At 69.8% G+C, this 16,486-nt stretch carries 6 protein-coding genes and 12 pseudogenes; 10 read left to right on the top strand and 8 right to left on the bottom strand.

Going from position 1 to position 16,486, the window contains the following annotated elements:
- Positions 1-38: 38 nt before the first annotated feature.
- Together G6N48_RS00085 and greA are read left to right on the top strand one after the other, a co-directional pair.
- Positions 39-473: a DUF4307 domain-containing protein gene (locus G6N48_RS00085; protein WP_085269409.1), complete on the top strand. Its 435-nt coding sequence runs from the start codon at positions 39-41 to the stop codon at positions 471-473.
- 220 nt (positions 474-693) lie between these two features.
- The gene (greA, locus tag G6N48_RS00080; protein ID WP_085269410.1) at positions 694-1,188 is read left to right on the top strand and encodes a transcription elongation factor GreA; all 495 of its coding nucleotides are present in this window, start codon (positions 694-696) and stop codon (positions 1,186-1,188) included.
- Positions 1,189-1,197: 9 nt separating this feature from the next.
- On the opposite strand, the gene G6N48_RS00075 is transcribed toward greA, so the two are convergent.
- From G6N48_RS00075 to G6N48_RS00060, 4 genes and pseudogenes are all read right to left on the bottom strand, one after another.
- Positions 1,198-2,358: a cystathionine gamma-synthase gene (locus G6N48_RS00075; protein ID WP_085269411.1), complete on the bottom strand. Its 1,161-nt coding sequence runs from the start codon at positions 2,356-2,358 to the stop codon at positions 1,198-1,200.
- A gap of 35 nt (positions 2,359-2,393) precedes the next feature.
- Positions 2,394-3,128, bottom strand: coding sequence for an RDD family protein (locus tag G6N48_RS00070; RefSeq protein ID WP_085269412.1), 735 nt, complete (start codon positions 3,126-3,128; stop codon positions 2,394-2,396).
- A gap of 92 nt (positions 3,129-3,220) precedes the next feature.
- Positions 3,221-4,638 (bottom strand): annotated as a pseudogene (locus G6N48_RS00065) (cystathionine beta-synthase).
- A 67-nt stretch (positions 4,639-4,705) separates the two neighbouring features.
- Positions 4,706-5,772 (bottom strand): annotated as a pseudogene (locus tag G6N48_RS00060) (alpha/beta hydrolase).
- A 245-nt stretch (positions 5,773-6,017) separates the two neighbouring features.
- Here G6N48_RS00060 and G6N48_RS00055 point away from each other — a divergent pair.
- Positions 6,018-6,823: pseudogene (locus G6N48_RS00055) on the top strand (SGNH/GDSL hydrolase family protein); the annotation flags it as partial.
- Between the two features lie 232 nt (positions 6,824-7,055).
- Positions 7,056-8,275, top strand: a pseudogene (locus G6N48_RS00050) (acetyl-CoA C-acetyltransferase).
- A gap of 65 nt (positions 8,276-8,340) precedes the next feature.
- Here the strand turns inward: G6N48_RS00050 and G6N48_RS00045 are convergent.
- Entirely contained in the window at positions 8,341-9,195 is an 855-nt protein-coding gene (locus G6N48_RS00045; RefSeq protein WP_163670757.1) for a Bax inhibitor-1/YccA family protein, read from the bottom strand.
- 224 nt (positions 9,196-9,419) lie between these two features.
- Between G6N48_RS00045 and G6N48_RS00040 the strand changes: the two are divergent.
- The 4 pseudogenes from G6N48_RS00040 (at position 9,420) to G6N48_RS28850 (ending at position 12,984) form a co-directional block, all read left to right on the top strand.
- Positions 9,420-10,457, top strand: a pseudogene (locus G6N48_RS00040) (enoyl-CoA hydratase/isomerase family protein).
- A 35-nt stretch (positions 10,458-10,492) separates the two neighbouring features.
- Positions 10,493-11,241 (top strand): annotated as a pseudogene (locus G6N48_RS00035) (enoyl-CoA hydratase).
- 10 nt (positions 11,242-11,251) lie between these two features.
- Positions 11,252-11,918, top strand: a pseudogene (locus G6N48_RS28855) (alpha/beta-hydrolase N-terminal domain-containing protein).
- Positions 11,906-12,984 (top strand): annotated as a pseudogene (locus G6N48_RS28850) (alpha/beta-hydrolase family protein). Before G6N48_RS28855 ends, G6N48_RS28850 begins: the two co-directional pseudogenes overlap by 13 nt.
- On the opposite strand, the pseudogene G6N48_RS00025 reads toward G6N48_RS28850, so the two are convergent.
- Together G6N48_RS00025 and G6N48_RS00020 are read right to left on the bottom strand one after the other, a co-directional pair.
- Positions 12,981-13,420: pseudogene (locus tag G6N48_RS00025) on the bottom strand (rhodanese-like domain-containing protein). The pseudogenes G6N48_RS28850 and G6N48_RS00025 overlap by 4 nt on opposite strands.
- A pseudogene (locus tag G6N48_RS00020) lies at positions 13,420-13,994 on the bottom strand (cysteine dioxygenase). The pseudogenes G6N48_RS00025 and G6N48_RS00020 overlap by 1 nt, the downstream one beginning before the upstream one ends.
- 107 nt (positions 13,995-14,101) lie before the next feature.
- On the opposite strand from G6N48_RS00020, the pseudogene G6N48_RS00015 reads away from it, so the two are divergent.
- A pseudogene (locus G6N48_RS00015) lies at positions 14,102-14,534 on the top strand (lipoprotein LpqV).
- Between the two features lie 65 nt (positions 14,535-14,599).
- Positions 14,600-15,677, top strand: a pseudogene (locus G6N48_RS00010) (patatin-like phospholipase family protein).
- Between the two features lie 10 nt (positions 15,678-15,687).
- On the opposite strand, the gene G6N48_RS00005 reads toward G6N48_RS00010, so the two are convergent.
- On the bottom strand, positions 15,688-16,486 hold a 799-nt coding region (locus G6N48_RS00005), incomplete at its 5' end, for a patatin-like phospholipase family protein (protein WP_163670755.1).

Below are 16,486 nucleotides of genomic sequence, written 5' to 3'. Positions count from 1 at the left end.
GCGGGCACCACCCCACCGATAATCGAGACGTACCAGGCATGACCGAAATTCCTCCGCCACGCCCCGAAAGCCGCTACGGGCGGCCCCGGCTGTCGCGCGTCTCCCGGCACCGCCTGGTGATCGTCGGGTCCGCGCTGGTGATCGCGGCGGGCGTCGCGGTCGCCGTCATCGGCTACCAGCGGCTGGCTACCAGCGACGTCACGGGGTCACTGGCCGGCTACCGGGTGATCGACGCCCAGACGGCGTCGGTAACGATCAGCGTGACCCGATCCGACCCGGCGCGTCCGGTGGACTGCATCGTCCGGGTGCGGTCCGAGGACGGCGCAGAGACGGGCAGGCGGGAGGTATTGGTCGCTCCGTCCCGAGAATCCACGGTGCAGGTGACGACGACGCTCAAGTCCAGCAAGCCTCCGGTGATGGCCGATATCTACGGTTGCGGCACCGACGTGCCCGGCTACCTGCGCCCGGGCTGACCGTCCCGCGGAGGCTCAGCTGCGAATTTTCAGGGTCATCATCTGTTTGCGCGGTGGTAACATGGATGAATGCACGGTTCCAGCTGGGACCGTGTATTGCTGCATTAATGGCCGTGAGAACAACGGACCGCAGCACGCGGGCACAATCCCGGTTACTCCGGCGGCGGAGTTCGAGAGCTCACGCGGATGCGCGGAACGACAATAAGAGGAGCACGACGAGATGACGGATACTCAGGTGACCTGGCTGACCCAGGAGTCACATGACCGACTCAAGGCCGAGCTCGACCAGCTGATCGCGAATCGTCCGGTCATCGCCGCGGAGATCAACGACCGGCGCGAGGAGGGCGACCTGCGCGAGAACGGCGGCTACCACGCCGCCCGCGAGGAGCAGGGTCAGCAGGAGGCGCGCATCCGCCAGCTGCAGGACCTGCTGAACAACGCGAAGGTCGGCGAGGCGCCCAAGCAGTCCGGAGTGGCGCTGCCCGGTTCGGTGGTCAAGGTCTACTACGACGGCGACAAGTCCGACACCGAGACGTTCCTGATCGCCACCCGCCAGGAAGGCGTCAACGACGGCAAGCTCGAGGTCTACTCGCCCAACTCGCCGCTGGGCGGGGCGCTGATCGACGCCAAGGTGGGCGAGACCCGCAGCTATGTCGTGCCCAACGGCAGCACCGTCGAGGTCACGCTGATCAGCGCGGAGCCCTACCACGCGTAGTCGCGGCGACTACGCCAGCGCCTGCTCGAGATCGCCGAGCAGATCGGCGACGTCTTCGATGCCGACCGACAGGCGCACCAGGTCGTCGGGTACTTGAAGTTGCGAACCCGCGACCGACGCGTGCGTCATGGCGCTCGGATGCTCGATCAGCGACTCCACCCCACCCAGCGATTCGGCCAGGATGAACACTTCGGTTCTGGCGCAAAGGCTTTGAGCGGCCGCCCGGCCGCCGCGCAGGCGTATTGACACCATCCCACCGAATCCGCTCATCTGCCGGGCCGCGACGTCGTGCCCCGGATGGCCGGGCAGGCCCGGATACAGCACGGTGTCGACGGCGGATTGCCCGGCGAGGAATTCGGCTACGGCCAAGGCGTTTTCGCTGTGCCGCTGCATCCGCAGCACCAGCGTCTTGAGCCCCCGCATGGTGAGGTAGGCGTCGAACGGGCCCGGCACCGCGCCGGCCCCGTTCTGCAGGAAAGCGAAGGCGTCGTCCAGCTCTTCGTCGTCGGTGATCAGCGCGCCACCCACCACATCGGAGTGTCCGCCGATGTACTTGGTGGTCGAGTGCAGCACGATGTCGGCGCCCAGCGTCAACGGCTGCTGCAGCGCGGGTGAGGCGAACGTGTTGTCCACCAACACCTTTGCGTGCGATTGCGCACCGATCTCGGCGAGCGCGCCGATGTCGGCGATGGACAGCAGCGGGTTGGTGGGCGTCTCGACCCAGATGAGCCGGGTTTGCGGTGTGATCGCCGCGCGGACGGCGTCGAGGTCGTACAGCGCCACCGGCGTGTAACCGACGTTCCACTGCGTGAACACCTTGTCGATCAGCCGGAAGGTGCCGCCGTAGGCGTCGTTGGGAATCACCAGGTGGTCGCCGGGACGCAGCAGCGCCCTCAGGGCGCAGTCGGTGGCGGCCATCCCGGCGCTGAACGCGCGGGCGAACGCGCCCTCCTCCACGGCCGCCAGGGAGGCCTCCAGCGCCGCGCGCGTGGGATTGCCGGTCCGCGCGTACTCGTAGCCGCCGCGCAGCACCCCCACGGCGTCCTGGGCGAAAGTGCTGCTCGCGTATATCGGCGCGTTGACCGCCCCGGTCGCCGGGTCCGGCCGATAGCCGGCGTGGATCGCCTTGGTGGCCAGCCCGGTGAACTCGCGGTGCCGATCGTTGCTCATCGACGGCCAGCCTAGTGACAGCCCCGGGTCGTCGGTCAGCCTTGCGGGATCGGCAGACAGACCGTCGACATGATCTTGTCGGCCAGCGTCTGCCGCTTGGCGTCCCAGAGCGGGAAGAGGAACCCGACGAAGCAGATGGCGGCGTCGATGAAATGCGCGAGGAAGCGCACGACGGACTTCCCGAAGCCGATGGGTTGCCCGGTGATCTCGCTGACGACCTTGAACTTCATCACCGACTTGCCCAGGCTCGACCCGGTGGTGCCCTGGCGGTAGCCGTAGTTCCAGATCAGGTAGAACAGCCCCAACACAGACGCCAGCCACTGCGCGATCAGCCCCAACGTCGAGTTCTCGGTGGCGCAGTACTGGTTGACGGCGTACTGGGTGATGTCGGTGACGCAGGCTGTCTGCTGGGTGGAGTACAGGATCGCGGCGCCGATGCCGTGCAGAACGGCGTACGGGAGGATGTCGATCACGAACGCCAGCACCCGGGTGAGCCACGACGTGTACTCCTGCGTCGGCAGGGTGCGGATCGCCGGTCCGGGAGGCGGCGGCGCGTACCCGCCGGACGGAGGTGGCGGCGGCGGGTAGGACCCGCCGGGCGGCGGCGGCGGGGGCGGCGGCGGATAGGAACCGCCGCCGGACGGCGGCGCGGGGACCTCGTGCCCGCCGGACGGCGCCCCATGGTCACCGGAAGGCCCGGACGGCCCGGACGGCCCGGACGAGGGCGCAGGCGGCGGGAAATCGCCACCAGGCGGCGGTTGATCGGTCATGGGCAACCCTCCATCCACGCGGATCGGCCGAACGGGGCATTACAGTACCCGAGCGCCGGCCCGTGCCGGCGCAACCACGAGCGGCCGCCGATCTAGCGTCGGCCCGTCACTCCGCGGGGCCCCTCCGAGAGGAAGCCCAACAGGTCGTAGCGGGTGAGAACCCCGACCGGCTTGCCTCCCTCCACCACCATCAGCGCGTCCCAGTCGCGCAGCGCCTTGCCCGCGGCGGCGGCCAGCTCGCCGGCGCCGATCATCGGCAGCGGCGGGCTCATGTGCTCCGCGACGGCGTCGGCCAGCTTCGCGCGGCCCTCGAAGACGGCCGAGAGCAGTTCGCGTTCGGAGACACTGCCGGCGACTTCACCGGCCATCACCGGCGGTTCGGCGCCGACCACCGGCATCTGGGACACGCCGTACTCGCGCAGGATGCCGATGGCATCGCGCACCGTCTCGGACGGGTGGGTGTGCACCAGATCCGGCAACGCCCCCGATTTGCGGCGCAACACGTCGCCGACCGTGGACTGCTCGGCCGACCCGTCGAGGCGGCTCCGCAGGAACCCGTACGACGACATCCAGGCGTCGTTGAAGATCTTCGCCATGTAGCCGCGCCCGCCGTCGGGCAGCAGGACCACCACCAGCGCTTCGGGCCCGGCCGCGGCGGCAACCCGCAGCGCCGCGACCACCGCCATCCCGCAGGACCCGCCGACCAGCATCGCTTCCTCGCGGGCCAGCCGCCTGGTCATGTCGAAAGAGTCGGAGTCGGAGACCGCGATGACCTCGTCGGGCACCGTCCGGTCGTAGGCCGCCGGCCAGAAATCCTCGCCGACGCCCTCGACCAGGTAGGGCCGCCCGCTGCCCCCCGAATAAACCGAGCCCTCGGGGTCGGCGCCCACGATGCGCACCCTTCCCCCCGGCCGATCGGCGGAGACCTCCTTGAGGTAGCGGCCCGCGCCGGTGATCGTCCCGCCTGTGCCGATGCCGGCCACGAAGTGGGTGACCTTGCCGTCGGTGTCGGCCCAGATCTCGGGTCCGGTGCTGGCGTAGTGGCTGGCCGGTCCTTCGGGGTTGGCGTACTGGTCGGGCTTCCAGGCGCCGCTTATCTGCTCGGTCAGCCTGTCGGAGACGCTGTAGTAGCTGTCCGGGTGCTCGGGCGGCACCGCCGTCGGGCACACGACCACCTCGGCGCCGTAAGCGAGCAGCACGTTGCGCTTGTCCTCGCCGACCTTGTCGGGGCAGACGAAGACACACTTGTAGCCGCGCTGCTGAGCCACCAGCGCAAGCCGACGCCGGTGTTGCCGGACGTGGGTTCCACGATGGTGCCGCCGGGCTTGAGCAACCCGGCGGCTTCGGCGGCGTCGATCATCCTCGAAGCGATCCGATCCTTCGAGCTGCCACCGGGATTGAGATATTCGACCTTGGCCGCCACGATGCCGGCGCCGTCGGGGACGACGGAGTTCAGGCGGACCAGCGGCGTGCCGCCGATCAGTTCACTGATGTGCTGCGCGATCCGCATGCGTCCATCGTCTCAGGCCGTTTCGGCCGGTGCACGACGGTCTGGCGCCCGGCTGCTGACGCGCTGCCTAATCCGTGGCTTCGCGGATGTAGTCGCCGATCTGGCGCAGCGAACGGATTGCCTCCGGCAGCATCGGGGCGGCCAGCTGGAAGTCGTGCACCTGGCCGGGCCAGACCCGCACCTCGGCCGGCACGCCCACCGCCGCGAGCCTGGTTGCGGCCAGCTGCGCGTCGTGCAGCAAGACCTCGGACCCCGAAACGTGGATCAGGGTGCGCGGCAGTCCCGGTTTGATGTGCTCCAGCGGCTCGTAGATCTCTTCCGGCTTACCGTCGACGACGTTTTTCCCGGCGGCGCCCGCGACGAGCGCGCCGAGCGCGTCGAACGCCTTCGCGGAGAACATCGCGTCGGTCTTGATGTTGGGATGGGCCTGTTTGTATTCCTTGGCCAGCTGCAGCAGCGGCGAGATCGCCACCAGCGCGGCGGGCTCCTCGCCTTCTTCCTGCAGGCGCTGTGCGAGGGTAAGCCCCAAATATCCGCCGGCGGAGTCCCCGGCGAGCACGATCTGGTCGGGCTCGTAGCCGCGCTCGCGCAGCCACCGGTAGGCGTCGTGACAGTCGTCGAGGGCCATTCCCACCGAATGCTTGGGCAGCAAGCGATAGTTGACCACCAGGATGGGTGAGTCGGCGAACTTCGACAGGGTTTCGACCAGCCGGCCGTGCGAGTTGGCCCCGCAGGTCAAGAACGCGCCGCCGTGCAGGTAGAGAATCACCCGGCGGGTGCCGTCGGCGGGCAGCACCCCGGGCGCCCGCACCAGTTGCGCCGACGCGTGCGGCAGCGCGATCGTCTCGCGGACGGTGGCGGACACCGGGAGCAGGACCCGGGCGGCCAGGTCGATGAGCCCCCACGGCCAGGGCAGGTTGGGGACGTGGCTGCCGACGGACAGGACGGGCCGGATCGTCAGCCGGGAGGTCACGGTGGCGACTCGTGCGGCGACGCTGGGCCCGGACTCGAGAACCTCGACGGGAGCGCCGTCGCTGATGGCGAATTTGCGCGCCTGTGCCTTGCGCTTCCTCAGGATGTCATGTGGCCGAAGGGCATTCCGGGCGAGCCGGATACCTTGTCTGGTGCGGTCATGCTCAACACTTCCTACGCCTTTGTAGTGCGAAACAGCATGTGACACGAGGCGGCCAACGTCTGGTTATGCCCGGTTCCCCAAGCGTTGAGCCGACCTCATGAAATTAGCTTGACAGGCGTTTCTTGGTGGAACATTTGAAGAAGCTGATTCGATACCACTTTTGATTCTCAACGTAACCACATTGTTGACGAGCCGCCCTCGCACGGCTTTCGGCCGTTCTAAAATGTCTCTCGTGACCATCCGGCTGCCGCGTCGTTCGACGATCGCCCTGGCCACAGCGGGCGCACTCGCCTCGACAGGTACGGCCTATCTCGGGGCGCGCAATCTGCTTGTGGGCCAGGCGACGCACGCGCGCACCGTGATCCCGAAGTCCTGGGAGACCCCGCCGCGCGCCGACGGTGTCTACACCAGCGGCGGCGGGCCCGTGCAGCGGTGGCGGCGCGGCATGGCTTACGACTTGCACCTGATGATCTTCGGCGACTCGACGGCCACCGGATACGGCTGCACCAGCGCCGAGGAGGTGCCGGGCGTGTTGATCGCCCGCGGCCTCGCCGAGCAGACCGGCGGGCTCGTGCGGCTGAGCACCAAGGCCATCGTCGGCGCCACCTCGAGGGGCGTCTGCGGGCAGGTCGACGCGATGTTCGTGGCCGGTCCGCCGCCCGACATCGCGGTGATCATGGTGGGCGCCAACGACGTGACGGCCCTCAACGGCGTCAGCCAGTCGGCCCAACGTCTCGGGTTGAGCTGCAAGCTGCGCGCCCGCGGCGTTGGTGGTCGTCGGCACGTGCCCGGACCTCGGCGTCATCAGCGTCATCCCGCAGCCGCTGCGCTCGCTGGCGCACGCCCGCGGAAGCCAGCTCGCCCGCGCGCAGGCCGCGGCGGTCAGGGCGGCCGGCGGCATCCCGGTGCCGCTGGCGCAGTTGCTGGCGCACCAGTTTCGCGCCACACCCGAGCAGATGTTCTCCGCCGACAACTATCACCCCTCGGCCGTCGCGTACGCGTTGGCGGCCAACGCCCTGCTGCCGGCAATCTGCGACGCGCTGGGCGAGCAGGTCGAGTCCGCGACGCCGGAGGTGGTGGCGGCCGCGGACGACCCCGCGCCGGGGCCCGGGCAGGCGCGAACCGGCGTGATGACCGGGGTGCGGCGGCGCCCCGCCCCCGAGGCGACCGCCCCGTCGTCGTGCTCGCCGCCGGGCAGCGACTAGATTTGACGCGTCTCGTCGCGGCGGCGTGCGCAGCACCCGCCGGTGACGCGAGCCCACATCCACTGGAGGTAATCGCCATGCCCGAAGCCGTCATCGTCGCAACCGCGCGCTCGCCGATCGGCCGCGCCATGAAGGGGTCGCTGGTCTCGATGCGGCCCGACGACCTGGCGGCCCAGATGGTGCGCGCCGCGCTCGACAAGGTGCCCGCGCTCAACCCGCATCAGATCGACGACCTGATCCTGGGCTGCGGACTGCCCGGCGGTGAATCCGGATTCAACATGGCCCGCGTGGTCGCCGTCGAGCTCGGGTACGACTTCCTGCCCGGGACCACCGTCAACCGGTATTGCTCGTCGTCGCTGCAGACCACCCGGATGGCCTTCCACGCGATCAAGGCCGGCGAGGGCGACGCCTTCATCTCCGCCGGGGTGGAGACGGTGTCGCGGTTCGGCAAGGGCAACTCCGATTCGTGGCCGGACACCAAGAACCCGCTGTTCGACCCGGCTCAGGAGCGTTCGGCCGCGGCGGCCCAGGGCGCCGACGAGTGGCACGACCCGCGCGCCGACGGGAACCTGCCCGACGTCTACATCGCGATGGGCCAGACCGCCGAGAACGTCGCGATCATGACCGGCATCAGCCGCGAGGACCAGGACCACTGGGGCGTGCGCAGCCAGAACCGCGCCGAGGAGGCCATCAAGAGCGGCTTCTTCGAGCGCGAGATCGTTCCGGTGACCCTGCCCGACGGCACCACGGTCAGCACCGACGACGGCCCCCGGCCCGGAACCACCTACGAGAAGGTCAGCGAGCTCAAGCCCGTCTTCCGGCCGAACGGGACCGTCACCGCGGGCAACGCCTGCCCGCTCAACGACGGCGCCGCCGCGCTGGTGATCACCAGCGACACCAAGGCCAGGGAACTCGGCCTGACCCCGCTGGCGCGCATCGTGTCCACCGGAGTCAGCGGCCTGTCGCCGGAGATCATGGGCCTGGGCCCGATCGAGGCGTCAAGAAGTTGAGGCTGGCGCGGGCCGGCATGTCGATCAACGACATCGACCTGTACGAGATCAACGAGGCCTTCGCCGTCCAGGTGCTCGGTTCGGCCCGAGAGCTGGGCATGGACGAGGAGAAGCTGAACGTGTCCGGTGGGGCGATCGCGCTGGGCCACCCGTTCGGCATGACCGGCGCGCGCATCGCCACCACGCTGATCAACAACCTGCAGACCCACGACAAGACCTTCGGCCTCGAGACCATGTGTGTCGGCGGCGGCCAGGGCATGGCGATGGTGATCGAGCGGCTGAGCTGACGCCCCCGGCCGACGCCCACGAAAAAGGCCGGCACCGAAGTGCCGGCCTTTTTCGTCGTGGCTGACTAGTCGTTCTGCAGATAACTCAGCAGACGCAGGATCTCGATGTACAGCCATACCAGGGTCACGGTCAGCCCCAGCGCGATGCCCCAGGCCGCCCTCTCCGGCGCCCCGGCGCGGATCATCTGATCGGCGGCGTCGAAGTCGATCAGGAAGCTGAACGCCGCGATGCCGATGCACACCAGCGAGAAGATGATGGCCAGCGGTCCGCCGCTGCGCAGTCCGAGGCCGGTTCCGCCGCCGACACCGAACATCGCGAGCACGAAGTTGCCGAGCATCAGGGCCAGCACGCCGAACATGGCAGCGACCAGCATTCGGGTGAACTTGGGTGTGACACGGATGGCGCCGGTCTTGTAGACGACGAGCATGCCGAAGAACACGCCCATGGTGCCCATGATGGCCTCGCCGACCAACATGCCGGCGTTGGCCGACGACACGCTGAAATTCGCCATCACGAACGAGATGGCGCCGAGGAACATCCCCTCGAGGACGGCGTAGCTCAGCACGATCCCCGGGTTGTCCTGCTTGCGGCCCAGGGTCGCGATCAGCACCAGGCCCAGGCCGCCGAGCGCCCCGACCAGGCTCAGCGGCATGGCCAGCGCCAGGTCCGACTTCACCAGGAAGTAGGAGACGGCGGCGGTCGCCGTCAGCACGGCCAGCGTGATGCCGGTCTTGGTGACGACGTCGTCGATGGTGAGAGGCCGGGAGACCTCGCGGGCCTCCTGGTAGGGGGCCTGATAGGGCGCCGAATAGGGGTTGGTCTGGTACCCCTGCACGGGGGGCGCGCCAGTGCCGAACTGCGCGTATCCGCCCCGCTGCTTAGGCAGTGAACGAAATACCGGGTTGCTTGTCTCCCGCACCGTCGGATCCTCTTGCTGAAACTGTTGGCTCTAGCTGCGCGAACATCTGCTCAACGATTGGCGGCCGGCCCGGGTTCCCAGCCGCTGGTTGCGGGCGTTTCCGGCCGTTCGGGATCTCTGCTGCCGTCGTCGGGTCAAACATAAACCTTACCCGCGGGCGCCGCTGCGCCAGAGAGGATCTAGATTGCAGGTCGGGAACGGGCCGGCGATGGGAGGGTAAAGGCGTGAGCGACCAATCCGATGAAGTCGTGACCCGCGTCGAGGGCGACGTCGGCCTGATCACGCTCAACCGCCCCAGGGCGATCAACCTCGCTCAACCAGAACATGGTCGACCTCCTGCGTGACGTGCTGGCCCGCTGGCGGACGACGACGCGGTGCGCGCGGTGGTTGTCTCCGGAGCCGGCGAGCGCGGGCTGTGCGCGGGCGGCGACGTCGTGGCGGTCTACCACAGCGCCCGCAAGGACGGGGCCGAGGCGCGGCGATTCTGGCGCGACGAGTACCTGATGAACGGCCAGATCGGCCGGTTCGCGAAACCTTACGTGGCCCTCATGGACGGCATCGTGATGGGCGGCGGCGTCGGGGTCAGCGCGCACGGCAACACCCGGGTGGTGACCGACACCTCGAAGGTCGCGATGCCCGAGGTGGGCATCGGGTTCATCCCCGACGTCGGCGGAGCTTATCTGCTGTCGCGGGCGCCCGGCGCGCTGGGGCTGCATGCCGCGCTGACCGGGGCGCCGTTCTCCGGCGCCGACGCGATCGCGCTCGGGTTCGCCGACCACTATGTGCCGCACGGCGACCTCGAGGCGTTCACCGCGGCGGTGGTCGCCGACGGCGTGGACGCCGCACTGGCCTCGCCACGCGGTCGAACCGCCGCCGAGTGAGCTTGCCGCGCAACGGGACTGGATCGACGAATGCTACGCGGGCGACAGCGTCGAGGACATCGTCGCGGAGCTGCGCGGGCATGACGCGCGTCCGGCGAACGACGCCGCCGACCTGATCGCGACCCGATCCCCATCGCGCTGTCGGTCACCCTGGAAGCGGTGAGCCGCGCGGGCAAGGCGCAGACGCTGGAAGACGTTCTGGTGCAGGACTATCGGGTGTCGTCGGCGTCGCTGCGCTCGCACGACCTGGTGGAGGGCATCCGCGCGCAGCTGGTTGACAAGGACCGCAATCCGAAGTGGTCGCCGGCGGAGCTGGCAGAGGTCAGCGCGGCCGACGTGGAAGCGTATTTCGCCCCGGTCGACGACGACTTGAGTTTCTAGAAAGGCGGTTTGCGACAGACGCGACTTACGAAACGATCATCGTCGAGCGCGACCACCGGGTCGGCATCATCACGTTGAACTGGCCCAACGCGCTCAACGCGCTCAACAGTCAGATGATGAACGAAGTCACCTGTGCCGCAACCGAATTGGACAACGAATCCGACATCGGAGCAATCGTGATCACCGGCTCGGCCAAGGCGTTCGCCGCCGGGGCCGACATCAAGGAGATGGCCGGCCTCAGCTTCGCCGACGCGTTCGGCGCCGACTTTTGCCCCTGGGCGAAGCTGGCCGTGCGCACCCCCACGATCGCCGCCGTGGCCGGACACGCGCTGGGCGGGGGCTGCGAGCTCGCGATGATGTGCGACCTGTTGATCGCTGCCGACACCGCGAAGTTCGGTCAGCCGGAGATCAAACTCGGTGTGCTGCCGGGCATGGGCGGCTCGCAGCGGCTGACCCGGGCCATCGGCAAGGCCAAGGCCATGGACCTCATCCTGACCGGCCGCACCATCGACGCCGCCGAGGCCGAGCGCAGCGGGCTGGTCTCGCGGGTGGTGCCGGCCGACGATTTGATCAGCGAGGCGATGGCGGTGGCCACCACCATTTCGCAGATGTCGCGTTCGGCGGCCCGGATGGCCAAGGAGGCCGTCAACCGGGCATTCGAATCCACTCTGGCGGAAGGGCTGCTGTACGAGCGCCGGCTGTTCCACTCGGCTTTGCGACCGCGGACCAATCCGAGGGCATGGCGGCGTTCGTCGAGCGCGCTCCCAACTTCACCCACCGGTAGGACGCCTGGCATGGACGAGCCGGGTTCTGCGACAGACACCGACGCCGAACCGCACGCCGGCCGGACGGCCGAGCCGGCGACCGCGCCGCAGGCCGCGAACGCTCCCGAAGGCGCCGGGCCACCGGCGACCGCCAAGCCCTGGTGGGTTCGTCACTACACCTTCACCGGCACTGCGGGCGGCCTTGTGTTCGTGTGGTTTTCGATGACGCCCTCGTTGCCGCCCCGCGCCGCGTTGTTCCAGGGCCTGGTCAGCGGCATCTCTGGCGCCATCGGTTACGGGATCGGCGTCTTCTCGGTCTGGCTGGTCCGGTACATGCTGGGTTGGAGCTCCAGTCCGCCGGCCCCGCGCTGGGCCTGGAAGGTGCTGATACCCGTCGGCGCGGTCGGCATGGTCGTGATGGCGATCCGATTCCACGTGGCAGGACGACGTGCGCGACCTGATGGGCGTCGCCCACCTGAAGTGGTACGACCATCCGCTGGCCGGGGTCTTGTCGCTCGTCATCCTGTTCACCCTGGTCGAGATCGGCCAGTTCATCCGTTGGCTGGTGCGCTTCCTGGTCGGTGAGCTCGACCGGGTCGCACCGATCGCCCTCGGCGACCATCGTGGTGGTCGTGCTGATCACGCTCACCATCACGGTGCTCAACGGTGTCGTGCCTGCTCGCGATGCGCATCATGAACAACACCTTCGCCTCGGCGAACGACGAGATGAGCCCCGCAACGGCGGCCCCTGACGCCCCTGCGCTCGGCCCGCAGTCGCTGGCGTCGTGGGACTCTGGGGCGGGAGGGCCGCATCTTCATCGAAGGGGTCCCAGCGTCGCGCAGCTCAGCGCCTTCAACGGGACGCCTGCCACCGAGCCGATCCGCGCCTACGCCGGGCTGAACTCCGCGCACGGCATCACCGAGACCGCGGAACTGGGCGCGGGAGCTGCAGCGCGAGGGCTGCAGCGGGCCGTCGTCGCGGTGGGCACCACCACCGGCACCGGCTGGATCAACGAGGCCGAGGCCTCGGCGCTGGAGTACATGTACAACGGCGACACCGCCATCGTGAGCATGCAGTACTCGTTCCTGCCGAGCTGGCTGTCGTTCCTGGTGGACAAGGAGAACGCCCGGCACGCGGGGCAGGCCCTCTTCGAAGCGGTCGACAGGCTGATCCGGCAGATGCCCGAGAACCGGCGTCCCAAGCTCGTCGTCTTCGGCGAGAGCTCGGGTCCTTCGGCGGCGAGGCGCCCTTCATGAGCCTCAACAATGTCCTCGCCCGCACCGACGGCGCGCTGTTCAGCGGTCCGACCTTCAACAACACCATCTGGACCGACCTGACCGCCACCCGCGACGCCGGGTCACCGGAGTGGCTGCCGATCTACCAGGACGGCAGGGCGGTCCGGTTCGTCGCTCGCGCAAGCGATTTGACCCGTCCGAACTCTCCATGGGACCACCCGCGGGTGGTGTACCTGCAGCACGCTTCCGATCCGATCGCCTGGTGGACCCCCAACCTGCTGTTCAAGGAGCCGGACTGGCTCAAGGAGAAGCGGGCTACGACGCTGCCGCAGACCCGCTGGATCCCGGTGGTCACCTTCCTGCAGGTGTCGGCCGACATGGCCGTCGCGGTGGACGTGCCCGACGGGCACGGACATCACTACGTCGGTGACGTCGCCGACGGGTGGGCGGCGGTACCGTCCCCGCCGGGGTGGACGCAGGAGAAAACCGACAGGCTACGGCCGCTGCTGCACGCCAACAGCGGCTAGATCCAGCGGCGGCCGGAGCGCCGGCGTGCGCCGGTGCCCGGCCCTGGTCGACGGAGCCGCCGCCGAGCTGCTCGAGCACCCCGGCTCCGGCCAGCGCGTGGTAGCCGCCGATGACGTCGGTGGCGCGGACCAGTCCGATGTCCAGCAGCGCGGCCGCCGCCAGGCTGGAGGTATAGCCCTCCGAGCACAGGATCACCCACTCGACGTCGTCGCCGACGGCTTCGGGCAGGCGGGCGTCGCTGGTCGGGTCGCAGCGCCATTCCAGGACGTTGCGTTCGATCACCAGGGCGCCGGGCACCTCGCCCTCGCGGAAGCGCTGCGCCTGCGGCCGGATGTCGACGACCGCGCCGCGCCGCAGCGCGTCGGGCACCTCGGCGGCGGGAAGCCGGCGGTAGCGGCGCCGGGCGGCTCTGAGCACCAGGTCGATGCGGCTCATCACGGTCCTTCCGGTTGGTCGGTCAGTTCTGGCGCCGGCGGCGCAGCCTGTTGCGCTCGGTGATCTCGTAGTACGACATCGCGGTCAGCGGCGGCGAGTAGGCGTGCACACTCAGCGTCGCCGGCGCCGTCGCCGCGGCGGCGGACTCGGCCACGGGCCGGGGCGACCACACCACGTCGTGCACCCAGCCCAGCGGGAACCCGGCCTGATCGCCCGCGTCGAGCCTTCGTCGTCGTAAAGTCGTTCCGTCCCAGCGGAATTCGGCCAACGACCCGGACACGACGGTCAACGCGCCCAGCGAGCCGCCGTGGTCGTGCAGCTCAGTGGCGTGGCCGGGAACCCAGCTGATCAGCCAGACGTCAAGCTCGTCGTCGCCGTGGATGCGGGTGAACCAGCGCCGCGATCGCGGGCCACCCTCGGGCAGCAGGTGGTCGCAGCGTCCGCTGAGGACGTCGTCGGCGGCTTGGTCGGTGGCGTGCAGCAGGTCGGGCACCCGCAGCCGGGTCGGACCGGAGGAAGGCGTCGCGAAGGAACGTGGGCGCAGGGCAGCGTCATGGGTGACGGGCAGAGACATTTGACGAGGGCTCCAGGATGGAAGGGTCGGGCAAGCGGCGGCGGGTCAGGGCCGACAACACTCGCAAAATCCGAAGCGCTCCATCACGGCAGCCAGTGTTGCATACATTGAGAACGTGCGTCCGCTCATCGGCCCCTGCTTTGGGGCGGGTTGTTCTCGTGGCAGGTCTGTGGCCGGTCGTGGGCTGCTCGCATGCCCCCAGAACGCCGGGACGGCGCCCTCGCCGGCGCCGTCGACGGCCGCCCGCGGCGGACCGGGGGCCGCCGGGCGCCGTCGGGCTTTCCCCCGGAGGGGTGACCACCCGGGTCGACGTGCCCGCGGATTCGACGGAAGAGCAGTACTACCAGGCGTGTCACGCCGCAAGGGTGGATGGATGCCCAGCCGAAGACCGGTCAGGCGCAGCTGGAGCCGTACCTGGCGATGGTCCAGGCCGCGCCGTCGGGCACCCCGGGCACGTGGAACCACCGGTGGGCGGACCTGACCCCGGCGCCGCCGCCGTGATCACGGCCGCGCGCGGCCGCCGCCGACGAGTGCGGTTAGTAATTCGATCACGGCTACTCAAACGTCGGCTCGCCAGACGCCGGGCTGATTCGCCGCGCAGAATGATGGCATGGCCGGCGGACCTGTCACCAGCGGCGCGCCGATCGGCGCCGCCCGGTGGCCTTGGCGCTCGGCAGCGGCGGCGCCCGCGGCTACGCCCACATCGGGGTCATCGAGGCGCTGCGGGAACGCGACTACAGCATCGCGGGAATCTCCGGCTCGTCGATGGGCGCGGTGGTCGGTGGCTGGAGGCCGCGTCTCTCGACGAGTTCGCCGACTGGGCGAAGTCCCTCACGCAGCGCGCCGTGCTGCGGCTGCTCGACCTGTCCATCAGCGCGGCCGGCGTGATGCGGGCCGAAAAGATCCTGGACGCGGTCCGCGACATCCTCGGTCCGGTCACGATCGAGGAACTGCCCATCCCCTACACGGCGGTGGCGACCGACCTGTTGGCGGGGAAGTCGGTGTGGTTCCAGCGCGGCCCCGTCGACGAGGCGATCCGCGCGTCCATCGCGATACCGGGGGTGATCGCCCCGCACGAGATCGACGGGCGCCTGCTCGCCGACGGCGGGCATCCTCGACCCGCCCCGATGGCCCCTTCGGCGGTGAACGCCGACCTGACCATCGCCGTGAGCCTGAGCGGCAGCGAGACCATCGGCGCTCGCGAAGACGAGCCCGGTGCCGGCGTCGAGTGGCTCAACCGCGTGGTGCGCAGCACCTCGGCGTTGTTGGACCGGCCCACCGCGCGGGCCGTGCTGAGCAGGTTCGGCGCGACACCCGAAAGCCTCGGACGATCCGGACGCCGAACCCGCTACGCCCGACCGGATCGAAGACGAATTGGCGCGCGCCGCGGAAATCCCGAAACTGGGCAGCTTCGAGGTGATGAACCGGACCATCGACATCGCCCAGGCGGCGCTGGCGCGCCACACGCTGGCGGTCTACCCGCCGGACCTGCTCATCGAGGTGCCGCGCTCGGTCTGCAGGAGCCTGGATTTTCACCGGGCGCTCGAGGTGATCGACGTGGGCCGGGCTCTGGCAAACCGGGCCCTGGACGCCTTTGAGGTGGGCGGCGAAGCGGGCGGCGAGGCGGGCGCCACGTTGGACGGGGCGCCCGATCGGCCCGCCCCTCCCACCATCGAGGGCTGAGCGAGGCCGGTCAGACCCCGAGGAACCGGGCGACGGCCGCGGCTTCGCGCCGGTTCTGCTCGCGCCCGGCCGTCGCCGAGGCGATGCGGCAGCGCGGGTCGAGCGGGTTGGCCCCGAACGCCGTCAGCGAGGCGCCGTCGGCGAACACGGCGAACGCCGAGCCGCCGAACGCCGCAATCTCGGCGGCCGGCCCGTCGCCGAAGGGCGCCGGCGCGTCCACGCCCGAGGGCACGAGCACCACCGCGACGTCGCAGTCACCGGCCACGCCCAGGTTCACGCTGCTGCCGACCCCTCCGTCCATGTAGCGCCGGCCCCCGATGGCCACCGGCGGCCAGGCCCCCGGCACCGCGCAACTCGCGGCCACCGCGTCGACGAGGTCGACACCCGAATCCCGGTCGAAGACGACCAGCTCGCCGGTGTCGACGTCGATCGCGGTGAGCCGCAGCGGCCGCGCGGGCCAGTCGAGCGAGGGCAGGCCGCGCGATGACCTCGCGGCGCACCGGCGCGGGGACCGTGGGTCGCGACCGCCGATGCGCCGCAGCCGCCGCCGCATGTGGTCCGGTTCGTTTTCGCCCTCACAGGGTTCCGCCAAGGCCGCCAGGAAGAGCTCGGTGATGGTGTCGACGTCGACACCGGAGTCGATTTCGGCCGACGCCTGGCCGACCTGCCGGCCGAACAGCGCGTCGAGGGTGCTGGCGCTGCCGAGTTGCGCGGCGACGGCCGCACCGGCCGAGGTTCCCACCAGCACGTCGGAATCCGTCAACAACCGTGCCGCGCCGCTCGGCGACTCCGTCGGCGATCCCGCGCAG

This window comes from Mycobacterium parmense (assembly GCF_010730575.1).
Taxonomy (GTDB): Bacteria; Actinomycetota; Actinomycetes; order Mycobacteriales; family Mycobacteriaceae; genus Mycobacterium; species Mycobacterium parmense.
The sequence above is the reverse complement of the archived record's forward strand: the minus strand, read 5'-3'. Positions and strand labels throughout refer to the sequence as shown.

Excerpts from the sequence above, each read along its gene's own strand:
- G6N48_RS00070 (WP_085269412.1), bottom strand. The coding sequence starts at position 3,128 with ATGACCGATCAACCGCCGCCTGGTGGCGATTTCCCGCCGCCTGCGCCC.
- G6N48_RS00075 (WP_085269411.1), bottom strand. The coding sequence starts at position 2,358 with ATGAGCAACGATCGGCACCGCGAGTTCACCGGGCTGGCCACCAAGGCG.
- greA (WP_085269410.1), top strand. The coding sequence starts at position 694 with ATGACGGATACTCAGGTGACCTGGCTGACCCAGGAGTCACATGACCGA.
- G6N48_RS00085 (WP_085269409.1), top strand. The coding sequence starts at position 39 with ATGACCGAAATTCCTCCGCCACGCCCCGAAAGCCGCTACGGGCGGCCC.